This is a genomic window from Micromonospora sp. 050-3, assembly GCF_046549335.1.
Classification (GTDB): Bacteria; Actinomycetota; Actinomycetes; order Mycobacteriales; family Micromonosporaceae; genus Micromonospora; species Micromonospora trifolii.
In genome coordinates this window covers 2,577,300-2,595,399 of the sequence record NZ_JAJPVX010000002.1, presented here as the reverse complement: position 1 = coordinate 2,595,399, position 18,100 = coordinate 2,577,300, and the positions used below count along the sequence as shown (strand labels likewise).

Here is an 18,100-nt window from a genome sequence, read left to right as displayed (position 1 = left end):
ATCAGAGCACGAACCCACCAGTTCCACCGGCCGAGCGCACCACGCACCCACGGCCGGTGGAGCCGCGCGCGCGGCGGGAGTCACAGGTCCCCCCACACCCACGCTCCCGCCGCGCGCCCTGCTCAACCGACCGGCCCAGCCGACCGACCGGCCCAGCCAACAGACGAGCTCAGCCGGCGGTGGTGAGGTACGCGTCGATCTCGGCGAGGATCCGCTGCTGACCGGCGGCGTCCAGGAAGGACGCGGTCACCGCGTTGCGGGCCAGCCCGGCCACACCCTCGGCGCCGACGCCGAGCAGGCGGGCGGCCACCGCGTACTCGTCGTTGAGGGTGGTGCCGAACATCGGCGGGTCGTCGGAGTTGATGGTGACCAGCAGCCCGGCCTCGACCAGCCGGGGCAGCGGATGCTCGTCGAGGGTGGCCACCGCCCGGGTGCGCACGTTGGAGGTCGGGCAGATCTCCATCCCGATCTGCCGCTCGGCCAGGTACGCGAGCAGCTGCGGGTCCTGCGCGGCGGAGATGCCGTGCCCGATCCGCTCGGCGCCCAACTCGTTCAGCGCGTCCCAGACGGTCTGCGGGCCGGTGGTCTCCCCGGCGTGCGGCACCGAGCGCAGCCCGGCGGCGCGGGCCTGGTCGAAGTAGGGCCTGAACTGCGGTCGGGGTACGCCGATCTCCGGGCCGCCCAGACCGAAACTGACCAGCCCGTCCGGGCGCTCGTCCAGCGCGATGCGCAGCGTCTCCTCGGCTGCCGGCAGGCCGGCCTCGCCGGGGATGTCGAAGCACCAGCGCAGCTCGATGCCGAAGTCGGCCAGGGCGCGCTTGCGGGCGTCCTCGATGGCCTCGCAGAACGCCGGCGCGGGAATGCCCCGTCGGACGTGCGAGTACGGGGTGATGGTCAGCTCCGCGTACCGGACCTGTTGGCGGGCCAGCTCGCGGGCCACCTCGTGGGTGAGGATCCAGACGTCCTCCGGGTCGCGGATGAGGTCCACGACGCTGAGGTAGACCTCGATGAAGTGCGCGAAGTCGCGGAACTCGAAGTAACTGGCGAGCGCGTCCGGGTCAGCCGGCACGGGGGTACGCCCCTCGTGGCGGGCGGCCAACTCGGCGACGATCCGGGGCGAGGCGGAGCCGACGTGGTGCACGTGCAGCTCCACCTTGGGCAGGCCGGCGATGAAGGTGGAAAGGTCGGTCACGGGTTCTCCTGGGCATGGTCGCCGGTGCGGGCGACGACGAAGACGCGGCGGAACGGGAAGTACACCTGACCCTGCCGCACCGGGTACGCCGCGGCGAGCCGTACTCCCAGCTCGGCCCGGAAGGCGGACCAGCCGGCGGCGTCCAGTGCGGCCCGGACCGGGCGCAGCGCGGTGCCCTCCATCCAGGCCAGCACCGGGTGCTCGGCGGCGGGTCGAGCCGGCAGCAGGTGCACGTAGGTAGTCTCCCAGGCGTCCACCGCGCAGCCGGCGGCGGTCAGCAGCGCCGCGTAGTCGGCCGGGTCGTCGACCGGGTCCGCGCGCAGCAGCGGGGCGACCTCGGACCGCCAGGTCGGCCGGTTGGCGACCTCCCGCAGGGCGCGGTGCGAGTCGGCGGCGAAGTTGCCGGGGACCTGCATGGCGAGCCAGGCACCGGCGGGCAGCTCGGCAGCCCAGCGGCGCAGCAGCTCCTGATGGCCGGGGACCCACTGCAACGCCGCGTTGCTGACCACCACGTCCTCGTCGCCGGCCGGAGCCCAGTCGCGCAGGTCGGCGACCGCGAAGTCGACCGGCGCATCGAGGGCCTCGGCCCGCTCGATCATGTCGGGTGAGGAGTCGAGGCCGCGCACCCGGCTGGTCGGCCAGCGCTCGACGAGGACGGCGGTGAGCTGGCCGGGGCCGCAGCCGAGGTCGATCACCGCCCGGGGTCGCTCGGCCGGGATCCGGGCGAGAAGGTCGTGAAACGGCCGGGATCGCTCGTCGCCGAAGCGCAGGTAGGTCGTCGGGTCCCACATGGTCGCCTCCCAAACCGTACGTCCGTACTGCTAAAGGTACGGCTCGCGTGGCAGGGTGGCAACCCGATCACTAGGCTCGGGGCATGGAACAGCGCAGCTTCAACCGGCTCGGCCGGACCGTTGGCGCGGTCGGCCTGGGCGCGTGGCAACTCGGCGCCGACTGGGGCACCGTCAGCGAGGACGACGCGATGGCGGTGCTCGCCGCCGCCGTGGACGCCGGGGTCACCTTCCTCGACACCGCCGACGTGTACGGCGACGGCCGCAGCGAGCAGCTGATCGGCCGCTTCCTGCGCACCCGACCCGACGCCGGGCTGACCATCGCCACCAAGATGGGCCGCCGCGTCGAGCAGCGGCCGGAGGCGTACACCCTGGCCAACTTCCGGCAGTGGACCGACCGCTCCCGGGCCAACCTGGGCGTGGACACCCTCGACCTGGTCCAGCTGCACTGCCCGCCCACCGAGGTCTTCTCCTCCGACGAGGTCTTCGACGGCCTGGACACCCTCGTCGCCGAGAAGGCCATCGCCGGGTACGGAGTCAGCGTCGAGACCTGCGACCAGGCCCTCACCGCGATCGCCCGACCAGGGGTGGCGAGCGTCCAGATCATCCTCAACGCCGTCCGCCACAAGCCCCTCGAGCAGGTGCTGCCGGCCGCGGCGGCAGCCGGTGTCGGCATCATCGCCCGCGTGCCGCTCGCCAGCGGTCTGCTCTCCGGCCGCTACGACGAGCACACCGAGTTCCCCGCCGACGACCACCGCAACTACAACCGACACGGCGCAGCCTTCGACGTCGGCGAGACGTTCTCCGGAGTCGACTTCGACCGAGGTCTCGCCGCCGTACGCCGGCTGGCTCCGCTTGTCGACGCGGACCGCACGATGGCGCAGTTCGCGCTGCGCTGGGTGTTGGACCAGGCGGGCGTCACAGTGGTCATCCCCGGTGCCCGCGACGCTGACCAGGCCCGACGCAACGCCGCCGCGGCGGCCCTGTCCCCGCTCACCGACGAGCAGTTGGCAGCCGTCCGCGAGACCTACGACGAGCTGATCCGCCCGCAGGTGCACGACCGGTGGTGACCCGCGCGCCCGGGGTGCTCGCGTCGCGCCGCCCGGTCGGCGATGCTGGACGGCGGTGCGCCGCCCCGGGCGGCGGAGAGGGGACACGATGAGGGGCTGGCTTCCGCTCACCCTCGGCCTCCTGGCCGTGGTGATCGGTGCGGTGTGGACGGTCCAGGGCCTCGGCTACATCAGCGGCAGCGTGATGACCGACGAGAAGATCTGGGCGGTCATCGGCCCGCTCGTGACGGCGGCCGGGCTGATGGTGCTCTGGCTCGGCCTGCGCTCGCGTCGACGCTGACCAGTCGCTCCACCGGGGAGCCTGAGCAGGCGAAAGCCCCGCATCCCAACCGGGATGCGGGGCTTTACCGCGACCCTTGAGCCGGATCGTCCCACTGGCCGGCGGGGGCCGGCCGTCCTACTCAGATGGGACGAACCTGCTCAGCCTGCGGGCCCTTCTGACCCTGAGCAATCTCGAACTCCACCCGCTGGTTCTCCTCCAGCGAGCGGTAGCCGCTGGACTGGATGGCCGAGAAGTGGACGAACACGTCAGCACCCCCACCATCGACGGTGATGAAGCCGAAGCCCTTGTCAGCGTTGAACCACTTCACGGTTCCCTGAGCCATGTGTATCTCCCTCTAAAAACTGGCGGCCGTGCACGCCGTCCGGCCGATTGGCCGTTTTTGAGCAGCGGCGCCTGAGGCGGCCCCACGAAGGAGACTTCTCTCAACCCACGCCATCTCGCAACAGCGGGGATCAGCAAATCACGGAGGTAAAAAGTCTGTCACGACCTCTCCGACGAATTTCTCCGACATGTGACCTGACGGATGCCTCTGGTGCGCTGGGCGGCGTGCGATGCCATGCGAAAGCCCCCTTCCCATCGATGCGGGAAGGGGGCTGAAGTCGCTGCCAGGTCAGTCCGGCCAGCTGCCGGTCATCCGGCGTACGCCGACCGCACCGCCCCGGTCCACGGCGGCCCGGACGACCGCGAAGATGGCGCCCTGCAACGCCGCGGCGGCCAGGACCTCGCCCCAGCCGCGATCCTCGTCGGTCGCGTTGGGCGCCTCACCGTCGCCCGCGGTGACCTTCCAGACCTGCCGGAAGATCGCCCCGGCCACCGTGCCTGCGGCGATACCCAACAACACGCCGACCGGCCGGTACGCGACCCTGCCGATGCTCTTACTCACCTACGCCTCCCCCGCACGATCATCAGCACCACCACGGTGGCCACCGCACCGGCCGCGATGGCCGCCCACGGCACCGGGTTGCGGCGCACCAACTCGCCCTTGTCATACGCCTGTGCGCGTACCATCTCGCCCTTTTCGTACGCCTGCGCCCGCGCCATACCGGCACCACGTGCGGCCTGCCCGCGGACCCGAGCGACGGTCTGCGCCGCCTGCTCCCGCATCCGCTCCTTGGCCTGCTCGGCGGACTCCTTGAGACGCGCCTTGACGTCGGCCTTGGCGGCCAACGCCTCCATCGTCTCGCCCAACTCGACCCGGGTGCGACGGATCTCCTCGCGGAGGGCCTCCGTGTCGCCGGTCCCGTTACCGGTCATTGCCGCCCCCTGTCCTTCACTGCGGCGGTGACGGTGTCCATGTCTGCCCGGAGACTACGGACCGTGGCCGCCGGCACCGGCGGGACGGCACGGCTGACCTGCTTCTTGCCCACCAGGGCGAGGATGCCGGCCACCAGGAAGCAGGCCACCGCCACGATCAGCGCTGCGGCCCACGCGGGCAACACCAGGTCGAGCAGCAGGATCGCCGTGGCGACCAGCGCACCCAGACCGAAGAACGCGAGCGCGCCACCGCCGCCGAACAGGCCGATCCCGATGCCCGCGTGCTTACCCTTCTGGGTCAACTCCGCTCGGGCCAGCGTCAGTTCGTCCCGCACGAGGCGGGAGATCTGCTCGGTGGCCCGCTGCACCAACTCGGCGGTGGAGGGCTCGCTCCCGTTCTGGGATGTACGGGCTTTCGCCACGTCAGCCATGCTGTCCTCCTTTCCTCATCACCGCGCTGTATGCCCGAAGTCGCCGCTCGTCAATCCTAAAGCGCGCCAGGCAGCTCACCGTCCCCGTTGTCCGGACGCCGCGCCGCCAATGCGCGGTCAGCCGCCGCGATCACGCCAGAGACGTCCGGCAGCACATCCCCAACCCAAGCCCGACCAAACCTCCCCCACCGCGGGGGGGTCCTGTCAGTGGCGGGTTTCTTCGGGGCCTACGAAGGCTTCGCTGCGGGCGTCGCCGTCGTCGCTGCCGCCGAAGACACGGGCGTCGTCGGGCGCCTCGGTGTCGGACAGGCGGCGGGCCGGCCGCCGCGGCTGCACCCACTGCCAGGGCAGGTTGCTGTTCGAGTCGCCCAGCTCGGTGCGCAGCCGGGGCATCGCGGTCGGGCGGTTGTCCCGGATCCAGGCGACCAGGTGCTCCCGGACGAGGCAGCGCAGGTCCCACAGGCTGCCCGCGTCGGCGGCGCTGACCAGCGCGCGCAACCGGACCGTCCCGCCGGTGGCGTCGGTGACCTGGAGGACGCAGACCCGCCCGTCCCACAGCTCGGTGCCCTCGACGAGGCGGCGCAGCTCCTCGCGCATGGTCTGCACCGGCACCGCCCAGTCGACGTCGAATTCGGCGGTGCCGAGCACCGCCGCCTCCGTCCGGGTCCAGTTCTGGAACGGCTTGCTGGTGAAGTACGAGGTGGGCAGGATCAACCGGCGGTCGTCCCAGATCTGCACCACGACGTAGCTGAGGGTCAGCTCCTCGATGCGACCCCACTCCCCCTCGACGACGACCACGTCGTCGAGCCGGACGGCATCGCTGAAGGCCAGTTGGAGGCCGGCGAAGACGTTCCCGAGCAGGCTCTGCGCGGCGAGCGCGGCCACCACACCGACCACACCGGCCGAGGTCAGCACACCCGCGCCGATGCCCCGCACGCTGGGGAACGTCATCAGCATCACGCCGACGGCCAGGATGACGACCACCGCGATGGTCAGTCGGCGCAGCATCACCACCTGGGTGCGGACCCGCCGGGCGTGCCGATTGTCCGGTACGTCGACCCGGAACCGGGCCAATGCGGTGTCCTCCACGACGACCAGCAGACCGGCGAGCAGCCAGGCGAGGGTGGCGATGACGCCGAGGATGAGCAGGTGCAGCAGCAGCCGACGCCAGCTCTCGCCGACCGCGTACCCGGTGGTGAAGCGGGCGGCGAACTGCACGGCCAGGACCGTTGCGGCGACCTGGAACGGGCGGTGCGCGTGGTCGGTCAACTCGGTCAACAGCAGTGACCGGCGGCCGAACCGCCGGGTCATCCGGTGGATGACCTCGACCAGGAACAGGGCGACCGCCGCCGCGACGAGCGCGGCGACGGCCGTTTCGAGATAGTTCTGCACGGCTTCGGTGCTCCCCTTCGACCAGGCGTCGGGCACTTCGGGCAAAAGCCCAAGAGTGCCCGACATCCGTGGTATCGACCAGCTCAGACCTTGCGGTACCGGGACTGGAGGAAGCAGTAGACGCCGAAGGCGGCGATGCCGAGGGCGACCAGGGCCAGCAGGAAGGCGCCATAGGACTGCTCACGCAGGGTGTGCAGCGCGGCGTCCAGACCACGGGCCTTCTCCGGGTCGTAGTTCACCGCCGCCACGATGACCAGCAGACCGGCGATGCCGTAGGCGACGCCCTTGGCGATGTATCCGGCCATGCCCAGCCGGCGGGCGAGCTGGCGGGTCTTCGGGCTCATCTCGCCGGTCTTGAGGTGCTTCTCAAACTTCTTCCGGGCACCGTAGATCACCAGGCCGATGCCGATCGCGGCGACCACCAGGCCAGCCAGGCCGACCAGCCAGCGGCCACCGCTGGAGGTCATCAGCTTGCCAGTCAACGCCTCCTGCTGGTCGGCGCTGTTCGACCCGGCGTCCTTGAAGACCTTGAAGGCGGTCCAGGCGAAGTAGAGGTAGACGACGGTCCGGCCGGCCGAGGCGAGCCGTTCCAGGACCCGCTCCTTGCCGCGCTCGGCGCGGTGCCCGACCGCCGCCTCCAGCGCCTGCCAGATCGCCATCGCGAGCAGGCCGACCGCGACGGCGATGACCAGGAACTTGCCGAGGGGCTGTGCGGAGAGGGTACGCAGCGCGCCGGACTGGTCGCCGTCGTCGGACGACGTGCCGAACGCGATCTGCAACGCCAACCAGGCGAAGAGAAGGTGGACGATGCCGTAGCCGATGAAGCCGGCCCGGGCGAGAAGTTCCAGCCACCGGCTGTCCGCCGTACGGGAGGCGGTGGCTTCGGCGCTACGGGTGAGTGACATGGCGTCACAATCTCCGATTCTGAAGATTCCCAAACGTCGGCCACCGCCGCCCGCCCAGGTCAGCTGCCCGGGTTGCGCGATACGCGAATCTTGACCTGCTGGTCGGTCACGCTGTCCAGGGTGACCGCGAAGCCCTCGGCCTCGGCTGCCTGCTGACCGGTGGTGAGGGTGAGCTGCTCACCGGCGACCTCGACGGTCACCTGGTCACCCTCGGCGCCGACCAGCTTGGCCTCGACGCCCAGGATGGTGGCGCTCGCGTCGACACCCCGCTCGAAGGTGACGGTGCAGGCGTCCAGCCCGCAGTCGGTGGAGGCGCCCTGGGAGCTGCACCCGGCGAGCACGGCGAGGCCGAGCGCCAGACCGGCGAAGAGACCGGCGGCGCGGCGGACGGGGGAAATGGGCATGGTGGCGGGTCGGTTCGTCACCTCGCCAAGAGTACGAGACATCTGCGAGGTCGCCGCCGAACGGTGATCACCCGGCGGCCGAGAAGGGTACGGGGAGCACCGGCTAGGGTCCGGGCATGCCGTTCGACATCGCCCGCACCCGGGCCGCCTACCCCGCCCTGACCGAGGGCTTCGTCCACTTCGACGGTGCCGGCGGCACCCAGACCGCGGCCGGTGTGATCGACGCGGTCACCGACGCCATGCGGTCGGCGGTGGGCAACCGCAGCGCCGCCTTCGTACCGGGTCGCCGGTCGTTGGAGTTGGTGGCCGAGGCACGCTCGGCGGTGGCCGACCTGCTCGGCGCCGACCCGGCCGGGGTGGTGCTCGGCCCGAGCGCGACCGCGCTGACGTACACCCTCGCCCGCACGCTCGGCGCGGCCTGGCGCCCGGGTGACGAGGTGGTGGTCTCCCGGCTCGACCACGACGCGAACGTGCGACCGTGGGTGCAGGCCGCCGAGGCGGCCGGCGCGACGGTGCGCTGGGCCGAGGTCGACCGGCACACCGGTGAACTGCCCGCGGCCCAGTACGCGGACCTGGTGGGCGAGCGGACCCGGGTGGTCGCGGTGACCGCCGGCAGCAACGCCATCGGCACCATGCCGGACGTGTCGGCGATCGCCAAGACCGCGCACGCGGTCGGCGCGTTGGTCTACGTCGACGGGGTGCACTCGGTGCCGCACGGGCCGACCGACCTGGCCTCGCTCGGCGCCGACGTGCTGGTCACCAGCGCGTACAAGTGGTCTGGCCCGCACCTGGCGGCGATGGTGGCGGACCCGGCCCGGTGGGCGGCGTTGCGCCCGGCGAAGCTGGTGCCGTCCTCCGACGCGGTGCCGGACCGGTTCGAGTACGGCACGCCGAGCTTCCCACTGCTGGCCGGCATGGCCGCCGCGGTGGATCACCTGGCGGGGCTGGACCCGGACGCGGTCGGGGACCGGCGGGTCCGGCTGCGGGCCGGGCTGGCCGCCGCCCAGGCGCACGAGGAGGCACTGCTGGACCGGTTGCTCGCCGGGCTGGCGCAGCGGCCGGCGATCACCGTCTACGGCTCGCCGGCGCGGCGCTGCCCGACGGTCTCGTTCCGAGTCGCCGGGATGTCGCCGGCGGCCACCCAGGAGGCGTTGGGCGCCGCCGGGTTCTGCCTCTCCGTCGGCGACTACTACGCCTACGAGTACTTCCAGCTGATGGGTCTTCGCGACAGCGGCGGCGCGGTGCGGGCCAGCATCTACCACTACAACACGGCCGACGAGGTGGACCGGTTGCTCGGCGAACTCGACGCGCTGGCCGAGCAGGCGGGGAGAATGGCCGGATGAGCACCCTGGTCGAGGACAACCCGGCGAAGCACCGCTTCGAGATCCTGGTCGACGACGCGCTGGCCGGCTTCACCGCGTACCTGCCGCGCGGTGAGGTCCTGGTCTTCACCCACACCGAGGTGGACCGGGGCTTTCAGGGCAAGGGGGTGGGCGGCGCGCTGATCCGCGGCACCCTGGACCAGCTCCGGGCACGCGGCACGACTGTGGTGCCGCAGTGCCCCTTCATGGCCGCGTTCATCGACAAGCACCCCGAGTACGCCGACCTGGTCGCCGACCTGCCGTAGCGCGGGCCGGTCAGCGGGTGCCGGTGAGCACCTCGGCGGCGGCCTGTCCGCTGGCCCGGGTGGCGCCGTGGGTGGCCAGGTGCACCGCCCCGGTGACCAGCTCGGGCACGCCCAACTCGACAACGACGGCGTCCGGCCGGGCGGCCAACGCGCGGTGCACGGCGGCGCGCATCCAGTCGTGCCGGTGCTGGTCGCGAACGACCAGGACCAGCGGGCGGCTGCCCGCCCCGGCGCCCGGGTCCGCCGGCACGTCGGGTTCGGCGTAGCGGACCGTGCTGGTGCCGGGCAGCAGCTCGGTCAGTGGTCCGCCGATGCCCCACGGTGTCTCGGCGCCGATGGCGATGTTGCGCAGCGGCTCGAACTCGACGACGTGTGCCGCGCGGGTCAGGGGCAGCGCGACAGTCGTGCCCGGGGCGGCGGTGACCCGGACGGCCCGGCGGGCGGCGACCAGCCCGACGTCGGCGGCGGCGCGTGCGCCGGCCGAGCCGGCGCTGCGGGCGGCCACCGTCCAGGCGGCGAGTTGACCGACGCGCTTTGCGGCCTCGGCGAGACGTTCCTCGGGCAGCTCACCGGAGACGACGGCGGCCACGATGGCGTCGCGCAGCTCGCGGGCGGCCTGCTCGTCGGCCCGTTCGCCACCGATGCAGATGGCGTCGGCCCCGGCGGCGAGGGCGCGGACCGTCGCACCGGCGAAGCCGTACCGGTCAGCGACCGCGCGCATCTCCACCGCGTCGGTGACCACCACGCCGGAGAAGCCCAGCTCGTCGCGGAGCAACCCGCCCAGGATGCGCTGACTCAGCGTCGCCGGCAGGTGCGGGTCGAGCGCGGGCACCAGCAGGTGGCCGGTCATCACCGCCTGCACCCCGGCGGCCACGGCGGCCCGGAACGGGGCCAGTTCGCAGGCGTCCAGCCGGTCCCGGTCGGCGGTGATCCGGGGCAGGTCGTGGTGTGAGTCGACCCGGGTGTCGCCGTGCCCGGGAAAGTGTTTGGCGCAGGCCGCGACGCCGCCGGCCTGAAGCCCGCGGACCCAGGCGGCGGTGTGCCGCGCGACCAGCACCGGGTCGGCGCCGAAGGAGCGGACGCCGATCACCGGGTTCGCCGGGTTGGAGTTGACGTCGGCGTCCGGGGCGTAGTTGAGGGTTACGCCTGCCGTGGCCAACTCGGCGCCGAGGTCCCGGGCGACGGCCTCGGTCAGCTCCGGGTCGTCGACCGCGCCGAGGGCGAAGTTGCCCGGCCGGGAGCTCCCGTGCACCGACTCCAGCCGGGTGACGTCGCCGGCCTCCTCGTCGATCGCCACGATGACGTCCGGCCGTTCCGCGCGCAACGTCGCGGTGAGCGCGGCCACCTGCTCGGTGTCGACGACGTTGCGGGCGAAGAGCACCACCGAGCCGAGACCCTCGCCGAGCCAGCGGCACACCCATGGCGGCGGGGTGGTGCCGACGAAGCCGGGTTGCAGGACGGCGGCGGCGAGCGCCGGGAGGTGCCCGTTGGTAGTTGTCACTCCGCCCCCTTGCAGTGATCGATGTCGATCACCGGCGACGGTGCGCCCCCGTCGACCCGCTGGTTGCGCTCGCTCATGCGGCCCCCGTACCCCATCTCTCGCGCGCCCTCGGCGCACCGCCACCGGCAGGCGGTCCTGCCATGGTCACACTGAGCGATTCAATAGTCAATAAACCTTACAGTTGCCTGGCGGCCCGCTCCCCGGGGAGAGTGCGGGGATGGATCCCGTCCTGCTGGCCGACGCGACGAGCCCGGCCGACATCCCCGGCGTACGCCTGCTCGGCCTGGTGGTCGGCGCCCTGCTGCTCCTCGCCGCGATCCGGGCGATGTTCGGTCGACGCTGACCCGCCCCGCGTCGACGACCGGTGTGACCGGGCGTCGCCGGGGTACGGCTCTCCCCAACAGCAGGTCCGCGTGCCGAAGGGGTAAGCCATGAAGATCGGATACTTTCTGTCCAGCGAGGAGTTCACGCCAGCCGAGTTGGTGGAGCAGGCGCGCGGTGCCGAACGGGCCGGCTTCGAGGCGCTGTGGATCTCCGACCACTACCACCCCTGGGTGGACGCACAAGGCCAGAGCCCGTTCGTCTGGTCGATGATCGGCGCGCTCAGCCAGGTCTGTTCACTTCCGGTGACCACGGCGGTGACGTGCCCGACCGTGCGGATCCACCCGGCCGTGATCGCGCAGGCGGCGGCGACCAGCGCGGTGCTGCACGGCGGGCGGTTCGTGCTCGGCGTCGGCACCGGCGAGGCGCTCAACGAGCACATCTTCGGCGACGCCTGGCCGCAGGCCGACGTCCGGCTGGAGATGCTGGAGGAGGCCGTCGAGGTGCTGCGCGCGCTGTGGGGCGGCGACTTCGTCAGCCACCACGGCAAGCACTACACAGTGGAGCAGGCCCGGATCTACACGCTGCCCGACACTCCCCCGCCGATCTACGTCTCCGGCTTCGGGCCGAAGTCCATCGACCTGGCCGCGCGGATCGGCGACGGCTACGTGAGCACCATGCCCGACGGCGAGATGGTCCGGCGCTTCCGCGAGAACGGCGGCGGCGACAAGCCGTGCCAGGCCGGCTTCAAGGCGGCGTACGCGGACAGCGAGGCGGAGGGGCTGCGCATCGCGTACGAGCGCTGGCCCAACGCCGGGGTGCCGGGTGAGCTGTCCCAGGTGCTGCCCTCGCCGCGGCACTTCGAGCAGGCCGCCGAGCTGGTCAAGCCGGAGATGCTGAAGAAGGCGTTCGTCTGCGGCAACAGCGCCGACGCGCACCTGGAAATGATCGACCAGTACGCCAAGGCCGGCTTCGACGAGGTCTACGTGGCCAACACCGGCCCGCACTACCAGGGTCTGTTCGACCTCTACCAGCGGGAGGTCCTGCCCCGGCTGCGCTGAGTCGGCGATCAACGGGCCGGCCATCGAGGGCATGGCCCGGGGGCCCTGCCTATGATCGTCCGAATGCGTTTCGGCGGTCAGGGGCTCGGGTACCTCCGGCCCTCGATGAAACTGTCCACGCACTCGATGACGTTGCGCCGCGCGGCCCGCAGCCTTTTCGGCTGGAAGGCGCTGCGGCCCAACCAACTGGCCGCCATGCGCGCCGTGATGAAGCGACGAGACGCCCTGGTGGTGTTGCCCACCGGTGCCGGCAAGTCGGCGATCTACCAGATCCCGGCCAGCCTGATCCCCGGCCCCACAGTGGTGATCTCCCCACTGCTGGCCCTTCAGCAGGACCAGATCGCCTCCCTCAACGAGCGGCAACGCCCGGAGCTGCGGGCGGTGCGGATCAGCTCGAACGAGTCGGCCAGCCAGCAGGCCGAGGCGATCACCGAGATCCGCGAGGGCCGGGCGGAGTTCCTCTTCATCACCCCGGAACAGCTCAGCAACCCGGACCGGATGGCAGAGGTCGCCGAGCTGAAGCCCGCCCTGGTGGCGATCGACGAGGCGCACTGCATCTCCGCGTGGGGGCACGACTTCCGCCCCGACTACCTGGCGCTCGGGCACCTCATCGACGGCATCGGCCGACCGCCGGTGGTCGCGCTGACCGCCACCGCCTCCCCTCCGGTACGCGACGACATCATCGCCCGGCTGCGGCTGCGCGACCCGGAGGTGGTGGTCTCCGGGCTGGACCGGCCGAACCTGTTCGTCGAGGTCGCGCACTGCCCCACCGAGGACTACCGGTGGCGGCGACTGATCGCGCTGCTGAGCGACGAGGAGCGGCCCGGGATCATCTACGTGCCGACCCGTCGCGCCGCCGAGGAGTTGGCCACCCGGTTGACCGACGCCGGCTACCCGGCGCAGTTCTACCACGGTGGGATGGCGCCCGGCGCACGCCACGAACTGCACGAGGCGTTCCTCGCCGATGAGGTCCCCATCATGGTGGCGACGTCGGCGTTCGGCATGGGCATCGACAAGCCGAACATCGCCTGGGTGGTGCACATGGCGCTGCCCGACTCACCGGACAGCTACTTCCAGGAGATCGGCCGGGCCGGCCGCGACGGGCAACCGGCCCGGGTGCTGCTGCTCTGGCAGGCCGAGGATGTGGGCCTGCAACGGTTCTTCAGCGGCGGCCTGCCCGACGTCGAGGAGCTGCGCGACCTCGCCGCACTGCTACGCCGCAAGCCGGCCACCAAGACCGAGCTGCGCGAGACCAGCGGCCTCGGGCCGCGCAAGCTGGGCCAGTACCTCTCCCTGTTGGAGCAGGTCGGCGCGGCCGAGCCGCGCGCCCGGCAGCGCATCGGCGCGCCCCGTTACTCCCCGAACCCGACCGACGCCGCCGCGGCGGCGCTGGCCGAGGCGGAGCGCCAACAGACCGTGACCCGGTCCCGCACCGACATGATGCGGGCCTTCGCCGAGACCCGGGCCTGCCGGGGGCAGACCCTGCTGGCCTACTTCGGCGAGCAGATGACGCAGGTCTGCGGCCACTGCGACAACTGCCACAACGGCACCAGCGTTGCCGACCAGGGTGCGGTCGGGCCGTTCCCGGTGCACAGTCAGGTGCGTCACCCGGAGTGGGGGCCCGGCCTGGTGCTCTCGTACGAGGAGGACAGGATGACGGTTCTCTTCGATGAGGTCGGGTACAAGACGTTGTCGGTGCGCGTGGTGTCCGAACAGGGCCTGCTGACCCTGGACTAGCCTGACCCGGGTGCCGGTTTCGGGCCCGGTGGATCGACCAAGCAGAGCATCGATTGACCAAGCAGAGCAAGGCGGAAGGGGCGTTGCCGTGATCGAGCAGCCGGCGTACACCGGGTTCGGTTTCTCCGACGGGGAGTGGGGGTTGCTGGTCGGCCTGCCGCAGTCGGTGCTGACCGCGGCGAGCGCCGCCGAGTCCGACGGCACCCGCCGGACCATGGCGGAGAACGCGGCCGGGCTGGAGACCATCGCCGCCGGCCGGGAGTCGGCCAGCCCGCTGGTCGCCGCCGTGGCCGGCGAGATCGTCACCCGGGTCGGTGACCCGGATACCGGTGAGGAGTTGCCGGCCATCGCGCCCGCCGACCCCGGGGCGTACATCGACGACGTGCTGCTGCGGGCCGGCGAGGCCGGCGCATTGCTGGCCGCGCGGGTCGACGAGGGTGAGGCCGGCGCGTACAAGCACTGGCTCGTGAAGATCGCCGAGCAGGTGGTGGGCGCCGCGTCCAGCGGTGGGCTGCTGGGCATCGGCGGCGAGTCGGTCAGCGACTCCGAGCGACGTTTCCGCGACCGGCTCGCGCACGTGCTCATCGACTGACCGACGACAACGACGTGTCGGCCGGACCGGTCGGCTCGACGGCCAGTGCCGTGGAGTCGGCTGGCCGGACGCCGCGCAGCGCGACCAGCGCGGTGACCGCGCCCAGCAGCATCGCCGCCATGGCGGCGTACGCGGCCAGGTGCAGCCCGTCGGTGAACGCGACACCGGCGGCGTGCCGTACCGCGTCGGCCAGATCCGCCGGCAGCCCCTGGGCGACCGCGAGCGCACCGCCCAGGGTCTCCTGGGCCGCGGCGCCGGCGTCGGCGGGCAGCCCGGCCGGCAGGCCGTCGACGATCTCGCGGCGGTAGACCGCCGCGCCCACGCTACCCAGGATCGCCATTCCCAACGCACCGCCCAGCTCGCTGCTGGACTCGGTCAGCGCCGACGCGACACCGGCCTGCTCGGGCGGCGCCGCGCCGAGAACCAGCTCGGTGACGAGGGACATCACCATCACCAGACCACCCGCGTAGACACTGGCGCCGACGAGCAGCAGCCACAGCGGCGTCTCCGGGGTGACCCGGGTCAGCACCACGAAGCCGATCACGGCGATTCCGAACCCCGCACCGATCAGGTACGCCCGTTCGACGCGCTGGGCGAGGGCGGCGGCGGCCGGCGCGACTCCGCCCACGGCGAGGGACGGCACGAGGCTCCACAGCGCCGCCCGCAGCGGGCTCAGGCCGAGCACCAGCTGGAGGTGCTGGGTGGTGAAGATGGCGAAGCCGACGATGGCGAACATCGCCAGCAGGTTGACCGCGAGCGATCCGGCGAAGCCGCGACGGCGGAACAACGCGAGATCGACCATCGGGTACGCCCGGGTCCGCTGCCGGTGCAGGAAGAGCGCGCCCACCAGCAGACCGCCGACGATGGCGAGGACCCGCGCCGGGCTGAGGCCGTCGCGGGCCATCTCCTTGATGCCGTAGATCACCGGCAGCAGCGCGCCGAGCGACAGTGCCGCGCTGATCAGGTCGAACCGCCCGATCGCCGGGTTGCGGAACTCGGGCACCAGGAGCGGGACGAGCAGGAGCAGCATCAGCATCGCCGGGATGTTGATCAGGAAGATCGAGCCCCACCAGAAGTGCTCCAACAGGATGCCGCTGAGCACCGGGCCGATCGCGATGCCGCCGGTGAGGGTGGCGGTCCAGATGCCGATGGCGGTGCCGCGCTGCTTGGCGTCGTGGAACATGTTGCGCACCAGGGCGAGTGTCGAGGGCATCAGGGTGGCCCCACCGACGCCGAGGACGGCACGCGCGGCGATCAAGGTCGCGGTGCTGTCGGCGTAAGCGGCCAGCAGCGACGCCGCCCCGAACGCGGTGGCGCCGATCAGCAGGAGTCGGCGTCGGCCGATCCGGTCACCCAGCGCGCCCATGGTGATGAGCAGCCCGGCCAGCACGAAGCCGTAGATGTCGAAGATCCAGAGCTGTTCGGTGGCGGTGGGGCGCAGCTCCGCGCTGATGAACGGGACGGCGAAGTAGAGCACCGACACGTCCATCGAGACCAGGAGCAGCGGCAGCATCAGCACCGTGAGCCCGATCCACTCCCGCCGGCCCGCTCGAGGCGCCGATGTGGTGGTGACCGTCATGATCAGTTTCCCTTCTGCGTATGGCGTACGCTGTTATGCGTAGACCATACGCAGAACTAGGATGGCGAGGCAAGGAGGAAATGTGGCGGCGAAGACAGACGACAGCGGGCCCGTACTCCCGCCGGCCATCGAGAGCGTGTGGGGGCTGCGGGAGCGGCCGCCCAAGGGCCCCCGGCCGGGAATGAGCGTGCCCACCATCGTGGACGCCGCCGTACGCGTGGCCGACGCCGACGGCCTGGCGGCCGTCTCGATGAGCCGGGTGGCCAAGGAGTTGGGCGCCGCGACCATGGCCCTCTACCGGTACGTCGGCTCGAAGGACGAGCTGCTGATGCTCATGGTCGACACCGGGTACGGCCCATCCCCCGGGCCGCCCGCGCCGGAGGACGACTGGCGCGCCGGCCTCACCCGGTGGGCCTGGGCCGAGCACGACGTGCTGCGGCAACGGTCCTGGCTGCTGCACGTGCCGATCAGCGGCCCACCGATCACCCCGCAGCAGCTCGGCTGGATGGAGGACGGGCTGCGCTGCCTCGACGGCACCACCCTCGGCGAGGGCGAGAAGATGTCGGTGCTCCTGCTGATCACCGGGTACGTCCGCAACGAGGCCACCCTCACCTCGCAGATCGCCGAGGGCAGCCAGGCGGCCGGCGTCGAGCCCAGTGAGATGATGCCGGCGTACGGTCGGCTGGTGGCCCGACTCATCGACCCGGCCCGCTTCCCCGCGCTGCACCGGGTGCTGAGCGCCGGCGTGCTCTACCAGGACGACGACCCCGACGACGAGTTCGTCTTCGGTCTGGACCGGATCCTCGACGGCGTCGAGGCGCTGATCCAACGCCGAACGGGCTGAGGGAGTTCCATGCTGCCGAGAGACACCATCGACACCACGGCCCTGCCACCTGGCGAACGGTTCGGCATGTGGCTGGACCTGATCGCGCGCACCTCGGTGCCGCTGCGCATCCGCTCCGCGCACAGCGACGACTTCACCGCCCGGGCCAGCTTCATCGCGCTCGGCCCGATCGAGCTGGCGCAGTACGAGTACCCGTCGCTTGACGCCACCCGGACCCCGAAGCTGGTCCGTCAGTCCGACCCGGGGTTGTACATCCTCGCCCTCACCACCGGCGGCGTCGGCACGTCCAGCCAGGACGGTCGTCGCAGCGAGATCCTGACCGGCGAGTTCACCTTCTACGACGCGTCCCGGCCACACGACGTCTGCCACCACGCCACGGAGCCCGAGCGCGACCAGGCCGCCTCGATCGTCACGATGATCCCGCACGCGGCGCTGCCACTGCCACCACAGCGGATGGCCGCGCTCTACGGCGGCCGGATGTCCGGCAGCGAGGGGATCGGGGCGTTACTCGCGCAGTTCCTGCTCCAGGTGACCGGGCACCCCGAGCAGTACCATGCCGCCGACGCCAGCCGGCTCGGCGGGGTGGGGCTCGACCTGGCCACCACGATGCTCGGCCGGCACCTCGTCGCCGAGGACGCCGTGCCCACCGAGGTCCGCCGCCGGGCGCTGCTCACCCAGGTGCAGTCGTACATCCACCGCCACCTCGGCGACGCGACACTCGGCCCGCAGGTCGTCGCCGACGCCCACCACATCTCGGTGCGGTCTTTGCACCGGTTGTTCGAGGCCGAGGACGCCACTGTGGCGTCGTACATCCGGGATATGCGGCTGGCCCGGTGCCGGCGCGACCTGACCGACCCGGCGCTGCGCAACCAGCCCGTGCAGACCGTCGCGGCACGCTGGGGATTTCCCGACAAGGCCCACTTCAGCAGGGCATTCCGGGCCGCGTACGGCACCACCCCGCAGGAACATCGCGACAATGCCTCAGATGTGGCGCGGATCGTCAACCGTCAGGCGTCCACGGTCAACTCGCTGACGGCAGACTGACACCAACGCGGTCGGCCATCACCTGGTGGGCCGCCAACGGGGGCCGTGGCGAGGCGCCCGCCGCGCGAGCGGCGG

General features: G+C 71.8%; 21 protein-coding genes. 10 read left to right on the top strand and 11 right to left on the bottom strand.

Translation table 11 applies throughout. The annotated features are described in order from the left end of the window. Positions 1–169: 169 nt before the first annotated feature. Both ACLJOK_RS27015 and ACLJOK_RS27010 read right to left on the bottom strand, forming a co-directional pair. Positions 170–1,192, bottom strand: a complete 1,023-nt coding sequence (locus ACLJOK_RS27015; RefSeq protein WP_410821363.1) for an adenosine deaminase — start codon at positions 1,190–1,192, stop codon at positions 170–172. Beyond that, entirely contained in the window at positions 1,189–1,983 is a 795-nt protein-coding gene (locus tag ACLJOK_RS27010) for a trans-aconitate 2-methyltransferase (protein ID WP_410821362.1), read from the bottom strand. Before ACLJOK_RS27010 ends, ACLJOK_RS27015 begins: the two co-directional genes overlap by 4 nt. A gap of 83 nt (positions 1,984–2,066) precedes the next feature. On the opposite strand from ACLJOK_RS27010, the gene ACLJOK_RS27005 reads away from it, so the two are divergent. Both ACLJOK_RS27005 and ACLJOK_RS27000 read left to right on the top strand, forming a co-directional pair. Next, complete coding sequence (locus ACLJOK_RS27005) at positions 2,067–3,050, top strand: aldo/keto reductase (RefSeq protein ID WP_410821361.1); 984 nt, start codon at positions 2,067–2,069, stop codon at positions 3,048–3,050. Positions 3,051–3,138: 88 nt separating this feature from the next. Next, positions 3,139–3,330 carry a hypothetical protein gene (locus ACLJOK_RS27000; protein WP_410821360.1) on the top strand — a complete coding sequence of 64 codons (192 nt, stop codon included), beginning with the start codon at positions 3,139–3,141 and terminating at the stop codon, positions 3,328–3,330. 121 nt (positions 3,331–3,451) lie between these two features. Here ACLJOK_RS27000 and ACLJOK_RS26995 read toward each other — a convergent pair whose 3' ends face one another. From ACLJOK_RS26995 to ACLJOK_RS26965, 7 genes are all read right to left on the bottom strand, one after another. Beyond that, a complete protein-coding gene (locus tag ACLJOK_RS26995; protein ID WP_088962828.1) occupies positions 3,452–3,655 on the bottom strand; it encodes a cold-shock protein in 204 nt (67 codons plus the stop codon). Positions 3,656–3,943: 288 nt separating this feature from the next. Next, a complete protein-coding gene (locus ACLJOK_RS26990; RefSeq protein ID WP_091401703.1) occupies positions 3,944–4,216 on the bottom strand; it encodes a DUF4235 domain-containing protein in 273 nt (90 codons plus the stop codon). Continuing rightward, positions 4,213–4,587 (bottom strand): DUF3618 domain-containing protein, encoded by a 375-nt coding sequence (locus tag ACLJOK_RS26985; protein ID WP_210785212.1) that lies wholly within the window; start codon positions 4,585–4,587, stop codon positions 4,213–4,215. The genes ACLJOK_RS26990 and ACLJOK_RS26985 overlap by 4 nt, the downstream gene beginning before the upstream one ends. Further along, the gene (locus ACLJOK_RS26980) at positions 4,584–5,018 is read right to left on the bottom strand and encodes a phage holin family protein (RefSeq protein WP_030338239.1); all 435 of its coding nucleotides are present in this window, start codon (positions 5,016–5,018) and stop codon (positions 4,584–4,586) included. The genes ACLJOK_RS26985 and ACLJOK_RS26980 overlap by 4 nt, the downstream gene beginning before the upstream one ends. A gap of 204 nt (positions 5,019–5,222) precedes the next feature. After that, complete coding sequence (locus ACLJOK_RS26975) at positions 5,223–6,410, bottom strand: mechanosensitive ion channel family protein (RefSeq protein ID WP_410821359.1); 1,188 nt, start codon at positions 6,408–6,410, stop codon at positions 5,223–5,225. A gap of 83 nt (positions 6,411–6,493) precedes the next feature. Next, entirely contained in the window at positions 6,494–7,315 is an 822-nt protein-coding gene (locus ACLJOK_RS26970; RefSeq protein ID WP_410821358.1) for a DUF1206 domain-containing protein, read from the bottom strand. A gap of 59 nt (positions 7,316–7,374) precedes the next feature. Further along, positions 7,375–7,740, bottom strand: coding sequence for a hypothetical protein (locus ACLJOK_RS26965; protein ID WP_410821357.1), 366 nt, complete (start codon positions 7,738–7,740; stop codon positions 7,375–7,377). Positions 7,741–7,835: 95 nt separating this feature from the next. On the opposite strand from ACLJOK_RS26965, the gene ACLJOK_RS26960 reads away from it, so the two are divergent. Together ACLJOK_RS26960 and ACLJOK_RS26955 are read left to right on the top strand one after the other, a co-directional pair. Next, positions 7,836–9,062: a cysteine desulfurase-like protein gene (locus ACLJOK_RS26960; protein WP_410821356.1), complete on the top strand. Its 1,227-nt coding sequence runs from the start codon at positions 7,836–7,838 to the stop codon at positions 9,060–9,062. Then, positions 9,059–9,346 (top strand): GNAT family N-acetyltransferase, encoded by a 288-nt coding sequence (locus ACLJOK_RS26955; protein ID WP_357202622.1) that lies wholly within the window; start codon positions 9,059–9,061, stop codon positions 9,344–9,346. The genes ACLJOK_RS26960 and ACLJOK_RS26955 overlap by 4 nt, the downstream gene beginning before the upstream one ends. 10 nt (positions 9,347–9,356) lie before the next feature. Here the strand turns inward: ACLJOK_RS26955 and ACLJOK_RS26950 are convergent, their stop codons facing one another. After that, the gene (locus ACLJOK_RS26950; RefSeq protein WP_410821355.1) at positions 9,357–10,847 is read right to left on the bottom strand and encodes a glycoside hydrolase family 3 protein; all 1,491 of its coding nucleotides are present in this window, start codon (positions 10,845–10,847) and stop codon (positions 9,357–9,359) included. A gap of 217 nt (positions 10,848–11,064) precedes the next feature. Here ACLJOK_RS26950 and ACLJOK_RS26945 point away from each other — a divergent pair, with 217 nt between their 5' ends. From ACLJOK_RS26945 to ACLJOK_RS26930, 4 genes are all read left to right on the top strand, one after another. Next, on the top strand, positions 11,065–11,190 hold the full coding sequence (locus ACLJOK_RS26945) for a hypothetical protein (protein ID WP_255750123.1): 126 nt from the start codon (positions 11,065–11,067) through the stop codon (positions 11,188–11,190). 88 nt (positions 11,191–11,278) lie between these two features. Next, positions 11,279–12,229, top strand: coding sequence for a TIGR03557 family F420-dependent LLM class oxidoreductase (locus tag ACLJOK_RS26940; protein ID WP_410821354.1), 951 nt, complete (start codon positions 11,279–11,281; stop codon positions 12,227–12,229). Between the two features lie 105 nt (positions 12,230–12,334). After that, positions 12,335–13,966 carry a RecQ family ATP-dependent DNA helicase gene (locus tag ACLJOK_RS26935; RefSeq protein ID WP_410821603.1) on the top strand — a complete coding sequence of 544 codons (1,632 nt, stop codon included), beginning with the start codon at positions 12,335–12,337 and terminating at the stop codon, positions 13,964–13,966. Positions 13,967–14,054: 88 nt separating this feature from the next. Next, entirely contained in the window at positions 14,055–14,558 is a 504-nt protein-coding gene (locus ACLJOK_RS26930) for a hypothetical protein (protein ID WP_410821353.1), read from the top strand. Here the strand turns inward: ACLJOK_RS26930 and ACLJOK_RS26925 are convergent. Beyond that, on the bottom strand, positions 14,548–16,137 hold the full coding sequence (locus tag ACLJOK_RS26925) for an MFS transporter (protein ID WP_410821352.1): 1,590 nt from the start codon (positions 16,135–16,137) through the stop codon (positions 14,548–14,550). The genes ACLJOK_RS26930 and ACLJOK_RS26925 overlap by 11 nt on opposite strands. Before the next feature lie 82 nt (positions 16,138–16,219). On the opposite strand from ACLJOK_RS26925, the gene ACLJOK_RS26920 reads away from it, so the two are divergent. Both ACLJOK_RS26920 and ACLJOK_RS26915 read left to right on the top strand, forming a co-directional pair. Beyond that, positions 16,220–16,981 carry a TetR/AcrR family transcriptional regulator gene (locus ACLJOK_RS26920; protein WP_410821351.1) on the top strand — a complete coding sequence of 254 codons (762 nt, stop codon included), beginning with the start codon at positions 16,220–16,222 and terminating at the stop codon, positions 16,979–16,981. A gap of 9 nt (positions 16,982–16,990) precedes the next feature. Further along, positions 16,991–18,025, top strand: a complete 1,035-nt coding sequence (locus tag ACLJOK_RS26915; RefSeq protein ID WP_410821350.1) for a helix-turn-helix domain-containing protein — start codon at positions 16,991–16,993, stop codon at positions 18,023–18,025. Positions 18,026–18,100: the final 75 nt, after the last annotated feature.

Coding starts and splice junctions, on each gene's coding strand:
- ACLJOK_RS27010 (WP_410821362.1), bottom strand. CDS start 1,983: ATGTGGGACCCGACGACCTACCTGCGCTTCGGCGACGAGCGATCCCGG.
- ACLJOK_RS27005 (WP_410821361.1), top strand. CDS start 2,067: ATGGAACAGCGCAGCTTCAACCGGCTCGGCCGGACCGTTGGCGCGGTC.
- ACLJOK_RS27000 (WP_410821360.1), top strand. CDS start 3,139: ATGAGGGGCTGGCTTCCGCTCACCCTCGGCCTCCTGGCCGTGGTGATC.
- ACLJOK_RS26995 (WP_088962828.1), bottom strand. CDS start 3,655: ATGGCTCAGGGAACCGTGAAGTGGTTCAACGCTGACAAGGGCTTCGGC.
- ACLJOK_RS26985 (WP_210785212.1), bottom strand. CDS start 4,587: ATGACCGGTAACGGGACCGGCGACACGGAGGCCCTCCGCGAGGAGATC.
- ACLJOK_RS26980 (WP_030338239.1), bottom strand. CDS start 5,018: ATGGCTGACGTGGCGAAAGCCCGTACATCCCAGAACGGGAGCGAGCCC.
- ACLJOK_RS26970 (WP_410821358.1), bottom strand. CDS start 7,315: ATGTCACTCACCCGTAGCGCCGAAGCCACCGCCTCCCGTACGGCGGAC.
- ACLJOK_RS26960 (WP_410821356.1), top strand. CDS start 7,836: ATGCCGTTCGACATCGCCCGCACCCGGGCCGCCTACCCCGCCCTGACC.
- ACLJOK_RS26955 (WP_357202622.1), top strand. CDS start 9,059: ATGAGCACCCTGGTCGAGGACAACCCGGCGAAGCACCGCTTCGAGATC.
- ACLJOK_RS26945 (WP_255750123.1), top strand. CDS start 11,065: ATGGATCCCGTCCTGCTGGCCGACGCGACGAGCCCGGCCGACATCCCC.
- ACLJOK_RS26940 (WP_410821354.1), top strand. CDS start 11,279: ATGAAGATCGGATACTTTCTGTCCAGCGAGGAGTTCACGCCAGCCGAG.
- ACLJOK_RS26935 (WP_410821603.1), top strand. CDS start 12,335: ATGAAACTGTCCACGCACTCGATGACGTTGCGCCGCGCGGCCCGCAGC.
- ACLJOK_RS26925 (WP_410821352.1), bottom strand. CDS start 16,137: ATGACGGTCACCACCACATCGGCGCCTCGAGCGGGCCGGCGGGAGTGG.
- ACLJOK_RS26915 (WP_410821350.1), top strand. CDS start 16,991: ATGCTGCCGAGAGACACCATCGACACCACGGCCCTGCCACCTGGCGAA.